This is a genomic window from Sphingosinicella rhizophila (genome assembly GCF_032378825.1).
Lineage (GTDB): Bacteria > Pseudomonadota > Alphaproteobacteria > Sphingomonadales > Sphingomonadaceae > Allosphingosinicella > Allosphingosinicella rhizophila.
The window spans coordinates 44,270-59,814 of the sequence record NZ_JAVUPU010000015.1; the positions used below are offsets into that span (position 1 = coordinate 44,270).

The window sequence follows — 15,545 nt, forward strand, 5'->3', positions numbered from 1 at the left end:
CCGGAGGCCCCCGGTCCGCATGCAGTGGGCCTCCAGGTTACCGAGCTCTACGATCGCTCCCGTGTTTTTCGGCCTTCGTGCGACCCCCTTGGCAGACCTGAAGCGAGGGATCGGGCCAGGCCGATACAAACTCTGATCTGGTATCCGGCCGTGCCGGAGCATGCGAAGTCGATGACCGTCAGGGACTATGTCCACCTGTGGGCAGGCGAGACCGACTTCGACGCGCCGACATTGCCGATGCGCGCATGCGAGTGGCTGGATGGTCTGAAGCCGACTCTGGACGATGCATTATGGAGCGTTCGCGATGCTGACATCGTTCCAGGGTGCCACCCTGTACTGGTCTACGCGCCGAGTTTCTCCTCAGTTGCGTGGGAGAATGCCGATCTCTGCGAATATTTAGCCAGTCACGGTTATGTGGTGATTGCCAGCGCCAGCATCGGTGCACGCAGCCGCGGTATGACCGCCGATCTTGACGGCATCGAGGCGCAGGCCGCTGACATCGCCTTTCTCGTCGGGTTCGCCAGCACATTCGCCGGCGCGGACATATCCCGGCTGGCCGTTGCCGGATTTAGTTGGGGCGGGCTCGCCAACTTGTTCGCAGCCGCCCGAGACGATCGCATTCGGGCGCTCGTCTCCCTTGACGGGAGCATCCGCTACTGGCCCGGTCTGGTGAAGAGCGCCGGATATGTGAGGCCCGAGCAGATGACCATTCCGCTCATTTCCTTCGCCAAGGGCGAGTGGTCGATGGAAGAGCAGGCGCGCTACCTCTCCAGTGCCCAGATGGATGGACCGAATGTTCTCAATGCGTGGGCCTGCGGTGACCTACTTTCCGTGCACATGCCTGCGATGACCCATCGCCAGTTCAGCTCCATGGCCCAACGCAACGAGAATGTTTGGCAGGAGTTTGCCGATCCTCGGTTTGCCGACCGGCAACGGATGGGCTTCGGGCGTGAACATGCCGCGCGGGGCTATGGCTGGATGGCGCGTTATACGCTGCAGTTTCTAAAGGCCTATCTGGATCATGAGGAATCGGCTCTGGCGTTTCTTGGCGCGGCGCCGGTCAGCAATGGCGTCCCTCCTCATTATATGGAGGTCGATTTTCGACCGAGCAACGCAACTCCCGCGACCTTCGATTTCTTTTGCGCGGAGGTCGGGCGCAGGGGCTTCGACAAGCTGGATGAAATCCTTTTTGACCTGTCGAAGCGAGATGCGCGCTTTGGCATTGCCGAGCCTGCCCTAACAAACTGGTCGGAATCCCTGATCGATCTCGGCCGTCTCGATGAAGCGGTTGCACTGCTGGATTTCAGTGTCCGAATTCATGACTCCTCAAGCACCGCGCATGCGAGCTTGGGAAGGGCGCGAAATCTAGCCGGCGACCATGCTGCTGCCATGGAGCACTTTTGGCGCGCGATCCAGCAAGATCCCACCAACGCCGATGCGCGGCGACGGCTCTCCGCACTTGCTGGCGGATTTGTTCCGCTGGTGCGCAGTCGATGAAGCCAGCATCCTACAAGCACTATCTGCTGTTTGTCCTTCTCCTGATCTATGCTTTCAACACGGCCGATCGCCTGGTGCTCGGCCTGATGCTTCAGGATATCAAGGCTGATCTGGATCTGAGCGATACGCAGCTTGGCCTTCTAACGGGTATTGCTTTCGCATTCTTCTACTCGATCATGGGTATCCCGATTGCGCGGTGGGCAGACCGCGGAGACCGCATCTCAGTCATTTCAATCACGACATTGCTATGGGGGGCCGCCATGGCCCTTTGCGGGGCGGCGGGAAATTTCCTCCAACTGCTCGCGATCCGTGTCGGCGTCGCTGTCGGCGAGGCGGGCGCCGTTCCCCCTTCCAATTCGCTCATTCCCGAATATTTCAGCCGCGCCGAACGACCAAAGGCCGTAGCCATATATCATCTTGGCGGACCGCTTGGCGCACTGGTGGGATATTTCGCGGCCGGGTGGATCAACCAGTTTGTGGGCTGGCGTGCCACTTTCGTTATCGTCGGCATTCCAAGTCTGCTGCTGGCCGCGCTCGTCTGGTTCACGCTCGAGGAGCCGCGGCGAAATGTGCCCGCAGTGGAGCCGCCGCGCGAGCAGGCAGACTCGCTGTGGCATGTCGCGATCACATTGTTCGCCAACAAAACGTTCCGGAATCTGGTAATCTGCTTTTCGATCGTCGCTTTCTTCGGCAACGGAATCCTGCAGTGGCAGCCCGCATATTTCATGCGGACGTACGGCCTTGGCAGTGGCGAGTTGGGCACTTGGTTCGCCCTGCTGTACGGCGGGGGCGGTCTGATAGGCCTCTATGCGGGTGGAACACTCGCCTCCAGATTTGCGGCACACAACGAACGGCTTCAGCTTCTGGCAGCTGCCACAGCTTATTGCGGCTTCGCGATCCTTCAGGCCGGCATCTACATTGCAACGAGCCTCTATCTCGCCTTTCTGCTGCTCGCGCTTGCGATGGTCGGCACGGGGCTTGTCATGGGGCCCCTGTTCGGTGCCGTGCAGACCCTGGTCCCGGCTCGCATGCGAGCGATGTCGATTGCGGTCATCTATCTGTGCGCAAATCTGATCGGCCTGGGTCTCGGTCCACTCATCGCCGGTGTGTTGAGCGACATGCTTCGGCCCGCGTTTGGCGAAGAGTCGCTTCGTTACGCCTTGCTCGCCTTGTGCCCCGGCTATCTCTGGGCCGCCTTCCATATGTGGAAAGCAAGTCGGACGGTCATGACGGATCTCGCCCGCGCGAACGAAGGCTGCAGTGAGAATTCCTCGTCAGCGCATGTGCAGCAAATATGACGATATCCTTCGCTGAATCGATTGCTACGGAAATCGACGACATCTCGCGCATTTCGCGCATACCGGGCGCGGCGATTGCGATCGTGCGCGATGGAGCGATCATTTTCTCAAGCGGCTTTGGCTATCGCGACCGCGAGGCGAAGCTGCCGATGTCCGCGAATACCTCTTATCCTATCGCATCGACCACCAAGGCGTTGAATGCCACCCTGATTGGAACGCTGGTAGACGAAGGTCTTCTTGCCTGGGATGAACCGGTCCAATCCTATTTTCCTGGATTTCGGCTGCAGGACGTGGCGGCAAGTGCGCAAGTGACGCTTCGCGACCTCATAATCATGAGAACCGGCTTGCCGCGGCATGACTGGGCCTGGCTCGCAAACCCCTCGAGTCGCAAGGATCTGGCGGAGGCAATCCGATTTCTCGATCCCAGCGCCCAATTTCGCGACCGATTCCAATACAACAACCTCACCGTGACTGTGGCCGGTCATGTGGCGGAGGTCGTGACTGGCCTGCCTTGGGAAATATTGTTGCGTGATCGCATTCTCGAGCCGCTCGCCATGGCCGCGACAAGTTTCTCAAGTCCAAGCGATAGGGAGGCAAGCCTTGGCTACCACGAGAACAGGTGTCGTGAACTGATTCAATCCCAGCGGCTGGATACGGATGTCACCGCCCCGTCGGGCGGAGCGGTCCACTCGACCGTCAATGACATGGCGCGCTGGCTTTGCTTCAATCTCGAGGGCAGTCGGCGTTCGGATGGGCCGATCATCAGCGCGACTACGTTGGCCGAAATTCACACCCCCCGCATATTCACCGGCACGGATCCGTCCGCGCCGACGCCCAATGCCGGCTACGCGATGGGCTGGTTCGTGGACCGCTATCAGAGCCGGCGACGGCTATCCCATGGCGGCAATACGCACGATGTGAACAGTGAGGTGACGCTCTTCCCGGATGAGCGGATCGGTATCGTCTCATTTACCAACTTCGGGGGTCTCGGACTTGCCAGGCTTATCAACCAGCGCGCGTTCGACCTTCTGAACCATTTGGATCCCGTCGAGACACTTGCGGAAAGGATGGCGAAATATGACCTGGCTGTGGAAGCACTCGACCGCCGCGACAGGGGCTTGAAGAAAATCGAAGGCACGTGTCCTTCGCATTCTATAGCAGAATATGCGGGGCGTTACCTTCATCCCGGATATGGAGAAATCGAGCTCTTGGTCCAGGACGAAGGGCTTCTGCTTCGCCGAGGTGCGCTGCGGCTGCCGATGCGCCATTGGCATTTCAATGCCTGGGTCGTCTGCGATAACGACCTCTTTCCCCGGCATCTTCCCAATCCTTTCGATGCAGCAAGCCGCTTCTTGTTCGAAATCGATGAAGATGGGGCCGTGTGCGCCCTGCGCGTTTCACTTGAACCGGCGACGGCACCGGTCCGGTTTACCAAGGCGACGAAGTCATGACGGACGCAGTCGCCGGCCAGCGCACGTCGATGGTGTCCCTTCCGATCTGCCGTGCAAGCTCTCCGGGGGTGCGAAGGGACCAAGTCCCCACCTCTCCACCGATTACCACGAGTCAGGAAGAATCATGAGAGACGATGACGCTTTGTTCGAAGCCATTAGCGAGTTGGTGATGTGCCATTCGCCATCCGGCAGGGAGATGGAAATAGACGTCTTCCTGACGGCGCGATTCCAGCAAATGGGCTTGCGCTTGGAAAAGGATGCGAGCGAGAATCTGATCGTCAAATTTCCTGGAAGCGGGCGGGGCAGTATCGCCATCACGGCCCATAAGGACGAGATCGCAGCCATAGTAAGGGCGATCGAACCGGATGGCCGACTTCGGGTCCGTAAGCTCGGCGGGTCCTTTCCCTGGGTGTATGGCGAAGGCGTGGTCGATCTGCTCGGCAGTCGGCAATGCATTAGCGGCATATTGTCTTTCGGATCGCGCCACGTATCCCATGCGTCCCCACAATTCGTGCACAAGGAGACCAAGCCCCTGCTATGGGAGGATGCCTGGATCGAAACCAAGCTGTCGGTTCAGGAAATCGAGGAGGCGGGCGTCACGATCGGAACGCGTATGGTCGTGGGTCGACATCGCAAGAAACCGTTTCGGTTACGCGATCATATTGCCAGCTATACGCTCGACAACAAAGCTTCGGTGGCTGCCCTTGTCGAATTGGCTAGGAGGATCGAAAATCCGGTCTCCGACATCTATCTGGTCTTTTCCTCCAAGGAGGAGGTGGGAGCGATCGGCGCGAATTACTTCGCGCAGCGCCATCACTTGGATGCGCTTGTCGCTCTTGAAATAGCCCCGATCGCTCCTGAATATGCCATCGCGGACGATCGGCCGGTGCTCCTTGCCGAGGATTCCAACGCTCTGTACGATAGCTATTTGAACGAAGGCATAAGTCGCCTGGCCGAAAGCCGGTCAATTTCCTTGCAAATGGCTGCATTGAGCGGATTCGGGAGCGATGGCTCGATTGCAACGAAATATGGCAATGTCGGTCGCGCAGCCTGCTTGGCGTTCCCGACGCAAAACACGCATGGCTATGAGATCGCCCGGCTCGACGTCATCGCGCAATGCGTCGATGTGCTGGAGGCGCTGAGCCAGTCCGACCTTTGCGCCAATTTCTAGACTGGGGTGCGGGAGCACATACGATTGCTGCCAACCACGCCGATCACTCATTCAATATCTTTGAGAGTGCGAGTGGACTTCTCAGGCTTTAGGAAGCCGAACTTTCGAACCTTCGGGAGCCGGCGGGGTCTTTCTCATCGTTGAACATCCGGCCCATCGGCTTCATTTGGCCAAAGGCAGCTTCAGCCGTGCCAGCAATCCGCCCAGATCCTCGCTTTCCTCGAGGTGGATCGATCCTCCATAGATTTCCGCGACGTCGCGGACGATGGCGAGGCCGAGGCCGGTGCCAGGTTTTTCCACGTCCAGCCGGGCGCCGCGGTCGAAGATATTGCTTCTTTCTTCCTCCGGTATGCCGCCGCCATCATCCTCGACCTCGATTTCGACGCAGTCAGGGGTGGTGCGGACGGTGACGAACACCCGGCCGCCGCCATATTTCGCGGCATTCTCGATGAGGTTGCCGAGCATCTCGTCCAGATCCTGGCGCTCGACCCGCACCGCTGCCTTCTTCTCCCCGGCGAGGTCGACGGTCACGTCCTCGTAGAGCCGGCTCACCGCCCGCTCCACCGCTTCGAGCGACGGCCAGACGTCGGACCGGGCCTGGGCGCTGGCGCGGCGGCCGATGGCGCGCGCGCGGGCGAGGTGATGGTCGACCTGCCGCCGCATCGTCGTCGCTTCGCGGCAGACGGTATCGGCCAGATCGGGGCTCTTCGCGGTGGCGGCGTTGGTGATGACGGTGAGCGGCGTCTTCAGCGCATGGGCGAGATTGCCGGCGTGGCGGCGCGCTTCTTCGGCCTGGACCTCATTATGCTCCAGCAGAGCGTTCAATTCCTCGGTCAGCGGCTCGATCTCGCGCGGAAAGCGTTCCTCGATGCGGGATTTTTCGCCGGATCTGATGGAAGCGATCGACTGGCGCACGCGGCGGAGCGGCCACAAGCCGTAAAAGGCCTGAAGCGCCGCGAGGACGATGAGGCCCAGGCCCAGGATGCCGAAGGACCGGATCATGGTGGTACGCAGCACGCTGATCTGCTCGTCCAGTCCCTCCCGGCTCTGGGCGACCTGGAAACGCCAGACGATCGGCGATCCCGGCAGCCTGACGTCACGTTCCAATATGCGCAATTCCTCCATCGGGAACTGGCGGCTGTCATAGGTGTGAATGCCGGAATCGTGGTGCCGGTCCTGGACCTGCAGCCGGCGGTCCCATAGCGACCGGGAGGGAAAAGGTTCGAAACCCTCGCCAGTAACCTGCCAATAGACGCCCGAATAAGGTTCCAGGAAGCGCTGGTCGGCGGGCGGCCTATTGAACAGGACTTCTCCCTCGGGTCCGATTTCGGACGAGGCGATCAGGCCGGTCAGCACATATTCGAGCTGGGCGTCGAAATTGCGGGTGATGGCCGATTTCATCACGCGGTCGAGCGCGATGCCGCCCACCCCAAGCAGGAGCAGGATCCACAAGGCGGATATGCCGATCATCCGCCGCGTGAGCGAGCCGGTGCCGGCGGTCTTTCGCGTCCGCTTTTGGAAAAGCCTTTTCATCCGCCCTCGCTCGGATCCGGCGCCTCACGTGGAGCAGGCCCGGGAAACACAGGCTGAACGATGGTCCGCTTGCCAGGCACTCAGGCGCCGGGATCTTCCAGCGAATAGCCGAGCCCGCGGATCGTGGTGATCACGTCCGGCCCCAATTTCTTGCGGATCCGTGTCACGAACACCTCGATCGTGTTGGAATCGCGGTCGAAATCCTGGTCGTAAATATGTTCGATCAGCTCGGTCCGCGACACCACCTTGCCCTTGTGGTGCATCAGATAGGACAGCAATTTATATTCCTGGGCCGTCAGCTTCACGGGCTCGCCGTTCAGCGTGACCTTGCCGGAGCGCGTGTCGAGCCGGACGTCGCCGGCGGTGAGCTCGGAGCTGGAATTGCCCGAGGCGCGCCGGATCAGCGCGCGTAGCCGGGCGATCAGCTCCTCGGTCTGGAACGGTTTGGCGAGATAATCGTCGGCGCCGGCGTCCAGGCCTGCAACCTTGTCCGACCAGCTGTCGCGCGCCGTCAGCACCAGCACGGGAACGGCTATTCCTTCCTTGCGCCACCGGTCGAGCACGGTCAGACCGTCAATCTCCGGCAGGCCGAGATCGAGGATGATCGCATCATAGCTTTCGGTGGAGCCCAGATAATGGCCGTCCTCGCCATCGGTGGCGAGATCGACCGCATAACCGGCGCCCTCCAATGTCGCACGCAGCTGCCGGCCCAGATTGGGCTCGTCCTCGACGATTAGAACCCGCATTACATTCGTCTCCGCTTGGCCTTGCACAGCATCTATCCGCCCAACCTGTGCGAATGCCAATGGTTTCATGGCACGGCGGACGAATGGGCGATCTGTTACGGCAGCGCGACGACTTTTAGAAGATGCGTCCGTATCCTAGAAACCGGATTTGCCGACCACCTGGCCGGTGCGGGCGTCGACGTCGATCCAGATCACCTGGGCGCCGCGCATGAATTTCAGCCGGTAAAGACCCATGCCGGGATCCAGTTCGGGGCCGAGATAGTCGAAGCCGCGCATGCGGGGAATGATCCGCGATTCGATGACCCGGAGCGGAATGAACCGCCCTTCCTTGGTGCCGCGAAAGGCTGCATCCTGCTCCCGGTCGCGGGGACGGGCGTCGGCCTGCGGCGTCAGCGCGGCCGCTCCGAAGGCCGCGAAAAGGAACAAGAGGGTACGACTCATCTACTCAACACATATTGTCTGCACTCCGGGTGGCATAGAAGATGGCCATTGAATAGGCCATGAATGTCCCCGATGGGCCGACCGGGTAGCCGGAGCCGCAGATGGCGCGGTCTGGGCCCGGTGCGCCGCGGGCGCGGCACCGGTGGGCCCGGTTTCGCCCCCGGGGGGTTGGAGCGGGCTGGCGGCCGTGCTGTTGGAAACGAAAGGAATTGTTGCGCGATGGGCATGATGGGAAAATGGGGAAGGCCGGCCGCATCGGCGTCGATGCTGCTGGCGGCGGCCTGCGTCCCGCGCGTGGAAACGCCGCCTGCGCGGCCCGCTCCGGTCCAGCCGCAGCCCGCGCCGTCGCCTGCGCCCACACCACCGCCGCCTCCTGCCGCCGTGCCGGACTGGAGCGACATTCCGCTGACGCCGGGTACATGGTCCTATCGCAGCGACGCAGCCGGATCGGAGGCGCGCTTCGGCATGGCCGGTTCGGAAGTTCGCCTCAGCCTGCGTTGCGACCGGGCGCAGCGTCGGGTGATCCTTTCCAGGGAAGGCAGCGCAACCGGCGGCTGGCTCGAAATCCGAACCTCCTTCGGGGCGAGAAATGTCCCGGCAACGGTTCGGGCCGATCCGCTGCCGCACAGCCGCGCGACCTTCGCTGCCTCGGACTCCTTCCTGGATTCGATCGTCTTCAGCCGCGGTCGCTTCACCGTCGATGCGCCGGAATTGCCGATCCTGGTAGTGCCGACCTGGCCAGAGACGGCGCGGGTCGTCGAGGATTGCCGAGGCTGAGACTGGTCCGGGCGATCCCTGGGATGGCTGTCGCCTCCACTCGGCCGGCTACGACGATTTTGCGGGGGCGCTGGAAGCAGCGCGAAGTCGAAGAATCTAACGCCAAAAAAAATCAAAACAAGACTTGTGCGCGGATTCACGATGATTCATTCTCGCATCGTCTTCAACAAGCGAAAGGAGGTGATCCGATGTCTCATGGTTCAGCACAGAGGTCGGTTCTGCTCGTTCGGAGGACGAAAGGCTAAGCCTTTCCAAGTTCTTCCGGGCTGGAGCGTTCCGGCCGCTGACCATGTTTGGGGGTCGCCGAGTTAAGGCTCGGCGACCCTTCAGCTTATATGCCTTCAGCTTTTATGGCCCCCAATCCCTGGCCTTCGCCCCGTCCGGCTCACAATCTCATGATCGGCCGCCAGCCAGCCGAAGCGCCTATGCGATCATTCGGACGACCCCGGTGCCGCCAATCGTGACATTTTAGCGCCCGGTCCACACCGGCCGCGCAACGCTTCGCTCTTCCGGGCGTTAAATCTGGTGATGAGCTTTTTCAGGACCATGGACCGCAAACGCGACCGCAGCATAGGCGATGCCGCGCGCCTGCAGCGCCGGCAGCAGCAGCAGATGCAGCAACAGCTGATCGAGCAGCAGCAGCAGCAGCGGTCGACCGCACCCTTGCAGCCCATGCCCAAATTACAGGCTGCCAACAGCTTGCAGCCTGTTGCGTGATCATCCCGCAACGCCTGCAGGCTTGGCGTCACCTGGGAACGATGGCCGGCTCGGCTGCGTTTCGGCACCGATGAAAGACAAGCCCGACATTGTGGTGCCCGGACAGGGCCGCGCGAGAAGCCTCTACGATGAGCAGCTTCAGCGTCAGCAACAGGAAAAGTCGCTTTTCAAACAGTTCAAGGATCGCAGCGCTTCGGCCAAATGCTGTTCCGGCCCACTGCCGGTCCCGCCGCTCGAGGCCTGAACGCCCCCTTCAATCCCGTTCTTCCATGCTATGATGGACCGCTTGCCACCGTTGGTGCCCGGCCCGCACGGTTTCGTAATTCTGCGCGATCAGCTTCCGGGCTTCCGGAGAAAGCTCCTCGTTCGCGAGCGCGTCTTCCCATGTCTTGTTCAGATAGGATTCGCCCCGATCGACCTCGGCGATCACCGCCTTGTCGTCTCCGCCCGCGACGGTATCGCGCAATGTCAGGAAAGTCCGATGGGCGGCCGCCAGCAAGCTGCCATCGTCCTTGGGCTCGCCGCCGAGCCTTCGAATTTCCTCGCGCAACCCCACCACGACGCGCGCCCGCTCGGCAGCGCGGTCCAGGAACTCGGCGGCAAAGCGGCTGTCCGGCGCTTCCTCGGCCGAGCGGCGATAGCCGTCGATACTGTCCACCGTGGTTTCGATCAGGCCGTTGAGGATTTCGATATCGTGCTTCTTTTCGAACATGTCGCTCTCTTCCGTTTGGAGTTCATGACCACGAACGCACCTGGCAGCGGAAGGCTGCGCGCTTTCTACGAACCGCCCGGCCCCGCTGCGGAACGGAGGTCTGGTGCGCACGTTGATGTCTGACTCGCCTCAAACCGGCGCTGCATGAGAGAGTGACGTGACAGGATCAGCAAGGGGTTGGGCACGCGACAGCCAGCGTGGGAACGGCGAGCGTCTGACGGGCGACGGCGGCAGCGAGCGCGATGAACCCGCCGCCATGGATCCGCATGGCGACGAGGTTCATGGCAGGATTATGACCGGCGATCTGGCGGGACGCGCGGGCCGGCCGGATGACAGGATTTCAGGGAGCTTGAGCGTGGTGGAAGAAGCAGGACATCCCCTGCCCGAAAGCGATGAGGCGCGGCATGAGGAGATCCCCGGGGATCTGGAGCGGAAGAAGGGTCGGGGCGAGGACGGGAAAGCGAAGATTCAGGCCACGCCCGAGGCAGTCCTACCTGACGGAACACCTTATCCCGGCGCCACATCCCGGCGTTCGTCGACACCCTGATCACAGGCGCCAAGGCGCCTTCAATCGTACAGATCGAATAGGATGACGTTGGTCCTCTATCGCGCTCCCTCTGGCGCTCGCATAGGAGCCAGGGCGTCCTTCGAGCGTTCGCGTCGAACCAGCCACACGCAAAGATGGAGGATGCAGTGAACGAGCAGAACAACCGGAGCAGCGGAATTTCGGGCAGCGATTCTCACCAATCGGAATCGGTCGGCGGAAGCGCGAGCTTGGGCGGCAACCGCGAACGGCAGCAAGACGGCAACAGCGGCGGCCGTTACGATCAAAACCGCGAAAACCATCAAGGCCAGCAGCAAGATGACAAGGTCGGTCTCGCCGGCGATACCAGCCGAAGCGGCGGTTCCGATGGCCAGTCGCGCGGCGAGCGCTATGACGAAATGCAAGGTGGCGGCCGCGGTGGATCTGCCCTGGCCGAAGGACAAGGCTCGATCCAGGACGGTCGGCGCAACCAGGACCGCTCGGGAAGCGAGCAGCAACAGAGCGGAGCCAGTGAGTTCGAGCAGGATCAGCGGGAGCATCAGGATCGCGGGCAATCGATCGTGTCCGAAGGCGACCGGTCCTGATTGATGTTCCGACCGACTGGCGCTTTGCCCCCTTGGGTAAACCGTTCGATCGCGCGGACATGCGAAGGGAACCCTTTCGCATGTCCGCACGTCTTGTTAGGCAATAATTTGTTACGTTGCAGTTATAAGATCGGCTTGTCACGCACCTCAAGGATCGGGAAGACTGAAAATGGCCAACAAGAACTCATCGAACGACAATAAGGCAAATCAGGCAGGCGCCGCCAAGAAGCGCGTCGCGGCCGGCGCTTTTCCGGACGCTCTCAAGGAGGCCGGTCAGAAAGCAGCCGAGCTTGCCCAGAACCCGGTTGCGCGCTCCATGCTGGCCGCCGGTCTGGTTACCGCTGCCGCGGCGCTCACGGCCAATGCCCGCGTCCGCAAGACCGTTCGTGACGCCGGCCGCGACGCCTATGAAGGTGCCGAGGCAGCCGCCGACAGCGCGTCGAAGATCGGCGCCGCGATCGTCACCGCGGCGACCGATGCCGTGCGACGGATGCTGTCCTCGTCCAGCGAAGGTGGATCAGGTTCCACCCGCGGCTCGGCAAAGTCCGACGCCGCCACGCCGAGAGCCAAAGGCGCTTCGACGGGAGCGGCTGCCAAACGGTCGAGCTCGACCCGGAAGAAGACCGGGGCCGCCGGCACGCGCAAGACCGGTACTGCCGGCCGTGCCAAAGCGGCGTCGGCAGAAAGCGCCAGCCGCACGAAATCCGCGGCCACGGCTGCGAGCCCGAGCGCGAAGGCTCCGAAGAGCGGAACGAGCGGTACAGGAACCCGAAAGAGGAAAACGGCATCGTCGGTCACGGCGCGCAAACCCGCGGCTGCGGCGAAATCCAGCGCCGGCACTTCCACACGAACGAAGGCGGCTACCTCGGCAGCAAAGACCCGTTCTGCAACGGGCGGCAAGAAGAGCACGGCCAAGCGGGGCGGCGGTGGGCGCGGCGCGAAGGCTTCTGCCAAGGGCGATACCCCCGGCAGCTGAGCAACAGCGTCCACCGCGGGCGCTCGAAAAAAAGGGACGCTCCGGAAGGAGCGTCCCTTTCTCATTCTCGTTCCGATCCGAGGATCGGTCAGCGGCAGCGGCGCTTGCTGCTGTTGCGATCGATCTCCCGACCGACAAGGGCGCCGGCGGCGGCGCCCAATATGGTGCCGGTGGCCCGTTCGCCGCGCGTGTCGATGGCGCGTCCGGCAAGCGCGCCCGCTGCCCCGCCGACGATCAGGCCGACCGTTCCGTTCTTCTTGCGGCAGCGCAGCCTTCCGTCGGAACCTCGCCAGGTCTTGCCATGATAATATCCGTCATGATTGGCCAGGGCGACGCTCGGCATGACGGGCACGGTCAGGGTGGCGGCAGCGAAAGCGAGAGCAAATTTACGCATGACTAGGGTCCTTCGTTTGACGAACTGTTCGGGACAACGCCGTGTCTATCGCGCCGGTTGCATGAACATCGCACAACGGGCCGAACGGATATAATATTCCGGTGGCGAACCGGAATGCGCAATCATCGTCTTTGGCAGAATGTCCCTATCAGAGCACATATTTGCTGAGATCGGTGTCGCGCGCGATATCGGCGAGCTGCGCGTCCACATAGGCCGCGTCGACGATCACCTTGTCCCCCCGTCTTTCCTCGGCGTCGAAACTGATATCCTCCAGCAATTTTTCCATCACCGTCTGCAACCGCCGCGCGCCGATATTCTCGACCTGGCCGTTCACCTCGGCCGCGATGCGGGCGATATGGCGGATACCGTCTTCGGTGAAGGTCACTTCGACGCCTTCGGTGGCGATGAGGGCACGATATTGTTCGGTGAGGCTGGCCTGGGTGGCGGAAAGAATCCGGACGAAATCCTCCTCGGTGAGCGCTTTCAGCTCGACCCGGATCGGCAACCGTCCCTGGAGCTCGGGCAACAGGTCGCTCGGCTTCGCGACATGGAAGGCGCCGGAGGCGATGAAGAGAATATGGTCCGTCTTCATCGGCCCATATTTGGTGGCGACAGTGGTTCCTTCGATCAGCGGCAGCAGGTCCCGCTGAACACCTTCCCGACTAACCGAACCGCCGCGAACGTCGGAGACGGCGATCTTGTCGATTTCATCGAGGAAGACGATGCCATTGGCTTCGGCATCGGCCAGAGCGGTGCGATTGACGTCGTCGGCGTCGAGCCGGCGGTCCGCTTCTTCCTCGACCAATTTTGTCCAGGCCTCTCGAACCTTCAGCCGCCGTTTCTTCTTGGGTTGCTGGCCCATCGCCTTGCTCATCATGTCGGACAGGTTGATCATGCCAACCTGTCCGCCCATGCCCGGAATCTCGAACGGTGCGGCCGGGCTGTCATTGATTTCGATCTCGACCTCGCTGTCGTCGAGATGGTTGTCGGCGAAGCGGCGGCGGAAGCTTTCGCGGGTCGCCTCGCTGGCGCCCTTGCCGGTCAGCGCGTCGAGCAAACGCTCCATCGCGGCCTCCTCGGCGGCCGCCTTCACGGCCGCGCGCCGGCGATCCTTCTCAAGCCGCACGGCTTCCTCGACCAGATCGCGGGCGATCTGCTCGACGTCGCGCCCGACATAGCCGACCTCGGTGAACTTGGTCGCCTCGACCTTGACGAAAGGCGCGTCGGCGAGCTTCGCCAGCCTGCGGCTGATTTCCGTCTTGCCGCAACCGGTCGGTCCGATCATCAATATGTTCTTGGGTGTCACCTCGTCACGAAGATCGTCGGACAGGCGCTGGCGGCGCCACCGATTGCGTAGCGCCACCGCCACGGCGCGCTTCGCTTCGTTCTGGCCGACGATATGCGCGTCGAGGGCGGCGACCACCGCCTTGGGGGTGAGATTATCGTTCATGTGGATGTTGCCCGTCAGGAATTCTTCACGTTCTGGGACCCTAGATGGACATGGGCCCGCGGGAATCAAGCCGGCAGATCCGGTCTCCCGGAACAACGAAAAGCTTCGAACAGGTGGCGGTGCGATGCGATGATGCCGTCGATGGTGCGGGGGTCTGTCTCCGGCGACCATTGGCCATGTTCGTAGGTTCCACCGAGGATGATGCCATCGGCACGCGGGAACATATAGCCCGCATCGCCCATGAAGGCGTAATCCACCTCCGGCTGCGGCAGCAGGATCGCAAGCTGGCCGCGGACCGGGTGCATCCCTTCATCGCCGAACAGCTGCCGGGCACCGAGGCCGGTGCAGTTGAACACCAGCTTTTCCGGCAAGGCGGCGATCTCCGCAGGCGAGGCGAAGCTGCGCACCTGGATGCTCCCGCCGCCGATCCGGATGTCCTGCATGAGCCGGCGCAGGAAGCGTCCGGCTTCGATATACATCGTATCGAACCGCACCACGGATTCCAGCGGGAACGGATGTTCCTCCGTAGTCAGCAGCCTGTTGATGGGCGGAAAGGTCGGCAGCAGCGGGGGCCGCGGCGCATCGGCTTCCGTGTAGGTCGGCAGCCACCTTATCCCATAATCGTCGCCGACCATGATCTGGAAGCGGCGCCAGCTATAATCGGCGGCGGCCCGATATTGTCTTTGCCATTCGGGCGTGACGGCATGTTCCCGATAATGGCCGGCCGGGAGCCATTGGCCGCCGGCGATGTTGGACGTCGTGCCGGGCGGCAATGACGCGGCGTAGACCGTAACCGGGAATCCGGCCTCCTGGACCAGCCGCGCCGTGGTCAATCCCATCACACCGGCGCCGATGACCGCAACCGCGCCGCTATGGCCGGGCAAGCCGAGCTCGGTGGCGAGCTTCGAGCTTCCCCAGCTCAGGCTGATGCCGGCGCCGCCATGACCGTAATTGTGAATGACGCGCGCGGCGCCGACCGGTTCGGCGCGGACCACGAAGCCGCTCGCGCGATAGGGACGCAGGCCGGCCTCCGTGCGGATGATCCGATCCGCCGAGACCTTCACGGGGTGCAGGCAGGCGGTCGCGAGGCCAGGCCTTTGCGGGCGGGCGCCGCCGGTCGTACATCCTGAGAACGCCATTCCGCCCGCCGCCAGCATGGCCGAGCGGATGACATGGCGGCGGTCGGGCAATGCGGAGCCAACTCCGGACATCCATCCGCTCTAGAGCATGATCATGCTTCTGTGAATCGGGAGG

17 protein-coding genes are annotated in these 15,545 nt (G+C 62.4%); 10 read left to right on the forward strand and 7 right to left on the reverse strand.

Annotation, left to right across the window (positions count from 1 at the left end):
- Positions 1–171 precede the first annotated feature (171 nt).
- From RQX22_RS18705 to RQX22_RS18720, 4 genes are all read left to right on the forward strand, one after another.
- Positions 172–1,497 (forward strand): dienelactone hydrolase family protein, encoded by a 1,326-nt coding sequence (locus RQX22_RS18705; protein WP_315728633.1) that lies wholly within the window; start codon positions 172–174, stop codon positions 1,495–1,497.
- A complete protein-coding gene (locus RQX22_RS18710) occupies positions 1,494–2,795 on the forward strand; it encodes a spinster family MFS transporter (RefSeq protein ID WP_315728635.1) in 1,302 nt (433 codons plus the stop codon). The genes RQX22_RS18705 and RQX22_RS18710 overlap by 4 nt, the downstream gene beginning before the upstream one ends.
- Positions 2,792–4,246 (forward strand): serine hydrolase, encoded by a 1,455-nt coding sequence (locus RQX22_RS18715; protein ID WP_315728637.1) that lies wholly within the window; start codon positions 2,792–2,794, stop codon positions 4,244–4,246. The genes RQX22_RS18710 and RQX22_RS18715 overlap by 4 nt, the downstream gene beginning before the upstream one ends.
- A 124-nt stretch (positions 4,247–4,370) precedes the next feature.
- Complete coding sequence (locus RQX22_RS18720; protein WP_315728639.1) at positions 4,371–5,417, forward strand: M42 family metallopeptidase; 1,047 nt, start codon at positions 4,371–4,373, stop codon at positions 5,415–5,417.
- A gap of 162 nt (positions 5,418–5,579) precedes the next feature.
- Here RQX22_RS18720 and RQX22_RS18725 read toward each other — a convergent pair whose 3' ends face one another.
- From RQX22_RS18725 to RQX22_RS18735, 3 genes are all read right to left on the reverse strand, one after another.
- Positions 5,580–6,887, reverse strand: coding sequence for a sensor histidine kinase (locus tag RQX22_RS18725; RefSeq protein WP_410001668.1), 1,308 nt, complete (start codon positions 6,885–6,887; stop codon positions 5,580–5,582).
- 143 nt (positions 6,888–7,030) lie between these two features.
- Positions 7,031–7,696 carry a response regulator transcription factor gene (locus tag RQX22_RS18730; protein ID WP_315728643.1) on the reverse strand — a complete coding sequence of 222 codons (666 nt, stop codon included), beginning with the start codon at positions 7,694–7,696 and terminating at the stop codon, positions 7,031–7,033.
- Positions 7,697–7,831: 135 nt separating this feature from the next.
- On the reverse strand, positions 7,832–8,137 hold the full coding sequence (locus RQX22_RS18735; RefSeq protein ID WP_315728645.1) for a hypothetical protein: 306 nt from the start codon (positions 8,135–8,137) through the stop codon (positions 7,832–7,834).
- Between the two features lie 219 nt (positions 8,138–8,356).
- On the opposite strand from RQX22_RS18735, the gene RQX22_RS18740 reads away from it, so the two are divergent.
- The 3 genes from RQX22_RS18740 to RQX22_RS18750 all read left to right on the forward strand — a co-directional run bounded on the left by RQX22_RS18740 (position 8,357) and on the right by RQX22_RS18750 (position 9,875).
- Positions 8,357–8,914, forward strand: coding sequence for a hypothetical protein (locus tag RQX22_RS18740; RefSeq protein ID WP_315728647.1), 558 nt, complete (start codon positions 8,357–8,359; stop codon positions 8,912–8,914).
- Between the two features lie 546 nt (positions 8,915–9,460).
- Positions 9,461–9,631, forward strand: coding sequence for a hypothetical protein (locus RQX22_RS18745; RefSeq protein WP_315728649.1), 171 nt, complete (start codon positions 9,461–9,463; stop codon positions 9,629–9,631).
- Between the two features lie 70 nt (positions 9,632–9,701).
- Positions 9,702–9,875, forward strand: coding sequence for a hypothetical protein (locus RQX22_RS18750; protein WP_315728650.1), 174 nt, complete (start codon positions 9,702–9,704; stop codon positions 9,873–9,875).
- Positions 9,876–9,884: 9 nt separating this feature from the next.
- Here RQX22_RS18750 and RQX22_RS18755 read toward each other — a convergent pair whose 3' ends face one another.
- A complete protein-coding gene (locus RQX22_RS18755) occupies positions 9,885–10,343 on the reverse strand; it encodes a PA2169 family four-helix-bundle protein (RefSeq protein WP_315728652.1) in 459 nt (152 codons plus the stop codon).
- Between the two features lie 157 nt (positions 10,344–10,500).
- Here RQX22_RS18755 and RQX22_RS18760 point away from each other — a divergent pair, with 157 nt between their 5' ends.
- The 3 genes from RQX22_RS18760 (at position 10,501) to RQX22_RS18770 (ending at position 12,447) form a co-directional block, all read left to right on the forward strand.
- Positions 10,501–10,890 carry a hypothetical protein gene (locus RQX22_RS18760; protein WP_315728654.1) on the forward strand — a complete coding sequence of 130 codons (390 nt, stop codon included), beginning with the start codon at positions 10,501–10,503 and terminating at the stop codon, positions 10,888–10,890.
- A 146-nt stretch (positions 10,891–11,036) separates the two neighbouring features.
- Positions 11,037–11,471, forward strand: coding sequence for a hypothetical protein (locus RQX22_RS18765; protein WP_315728656.1), 435 nt, complete (start codon positions 11,037–11,039; stop codon positions 11,469–11,471).
- Between the two features lie 169 nt (positions 11,472–11,640).
- The gene (locus RQX22_RS18770; protein WP_315728658.1) at positions 11,641–12,447 is read left to right on the forward strand and encodes a hypothetical protein; all 807 of its coding nucleotides are present in this window, start codon (positions 11,641–11,643) and stop codon (positions 12,445–12,447) included.
- A gap of 88 nt (positions 12,448–12,535) precedes the next feature.
- Here RQX22_RS18770 and RQX22_RS18775 read toward each other — a convergent pair whose 3' ends face one another.
- From RQX22_RS18775 to RQX22_RS18785, 3 genes are all read right to left on the reverse strand, one after another.
- Positions 12,536–12,841, reverse strand: a complete 306-nt coding sequence (locus tag RQX22_RS18775; RefSeq protein WP_315728659.1) for a glycine zipper 2TM domain-containing protein — start codon at positions 12,839–12,841, stop codon at positions 12,536–12,538.
- A 148-nt stretch (positions 12,842–12,989) separates the two neighbouring features.
- The gene (gene hslU, locus RQX22_RS18780; RefSeq protein ID WP_315728661.1) at positions 12,990–14,291 is read right to left on the reverse strand and encodes an ATP-dependent protease ATPase subunit HslU; all 1,302 of its coding nucleotides are present in this window, start codon (positions 14,289–14,291) and stop codon (positions 12,990–12,992) included.
- A 65-nt stretch (positions 14,292–14,356) separates the two neighbouring features.
- Positions 14,357–15,502: an FAD-dependent oxidoreductase gene (locus RQX22_RS18785; protein ID WP_315728663.1), complete on the reverse strand. Its 1,146-nt coding sequence runs from the start codon at positions 15,500–15,502 to the stop codon at positions 14,357–14,359.
- Between the last annotated feature and the right edge of the window lie 43 nt (positions 15,503–15,545).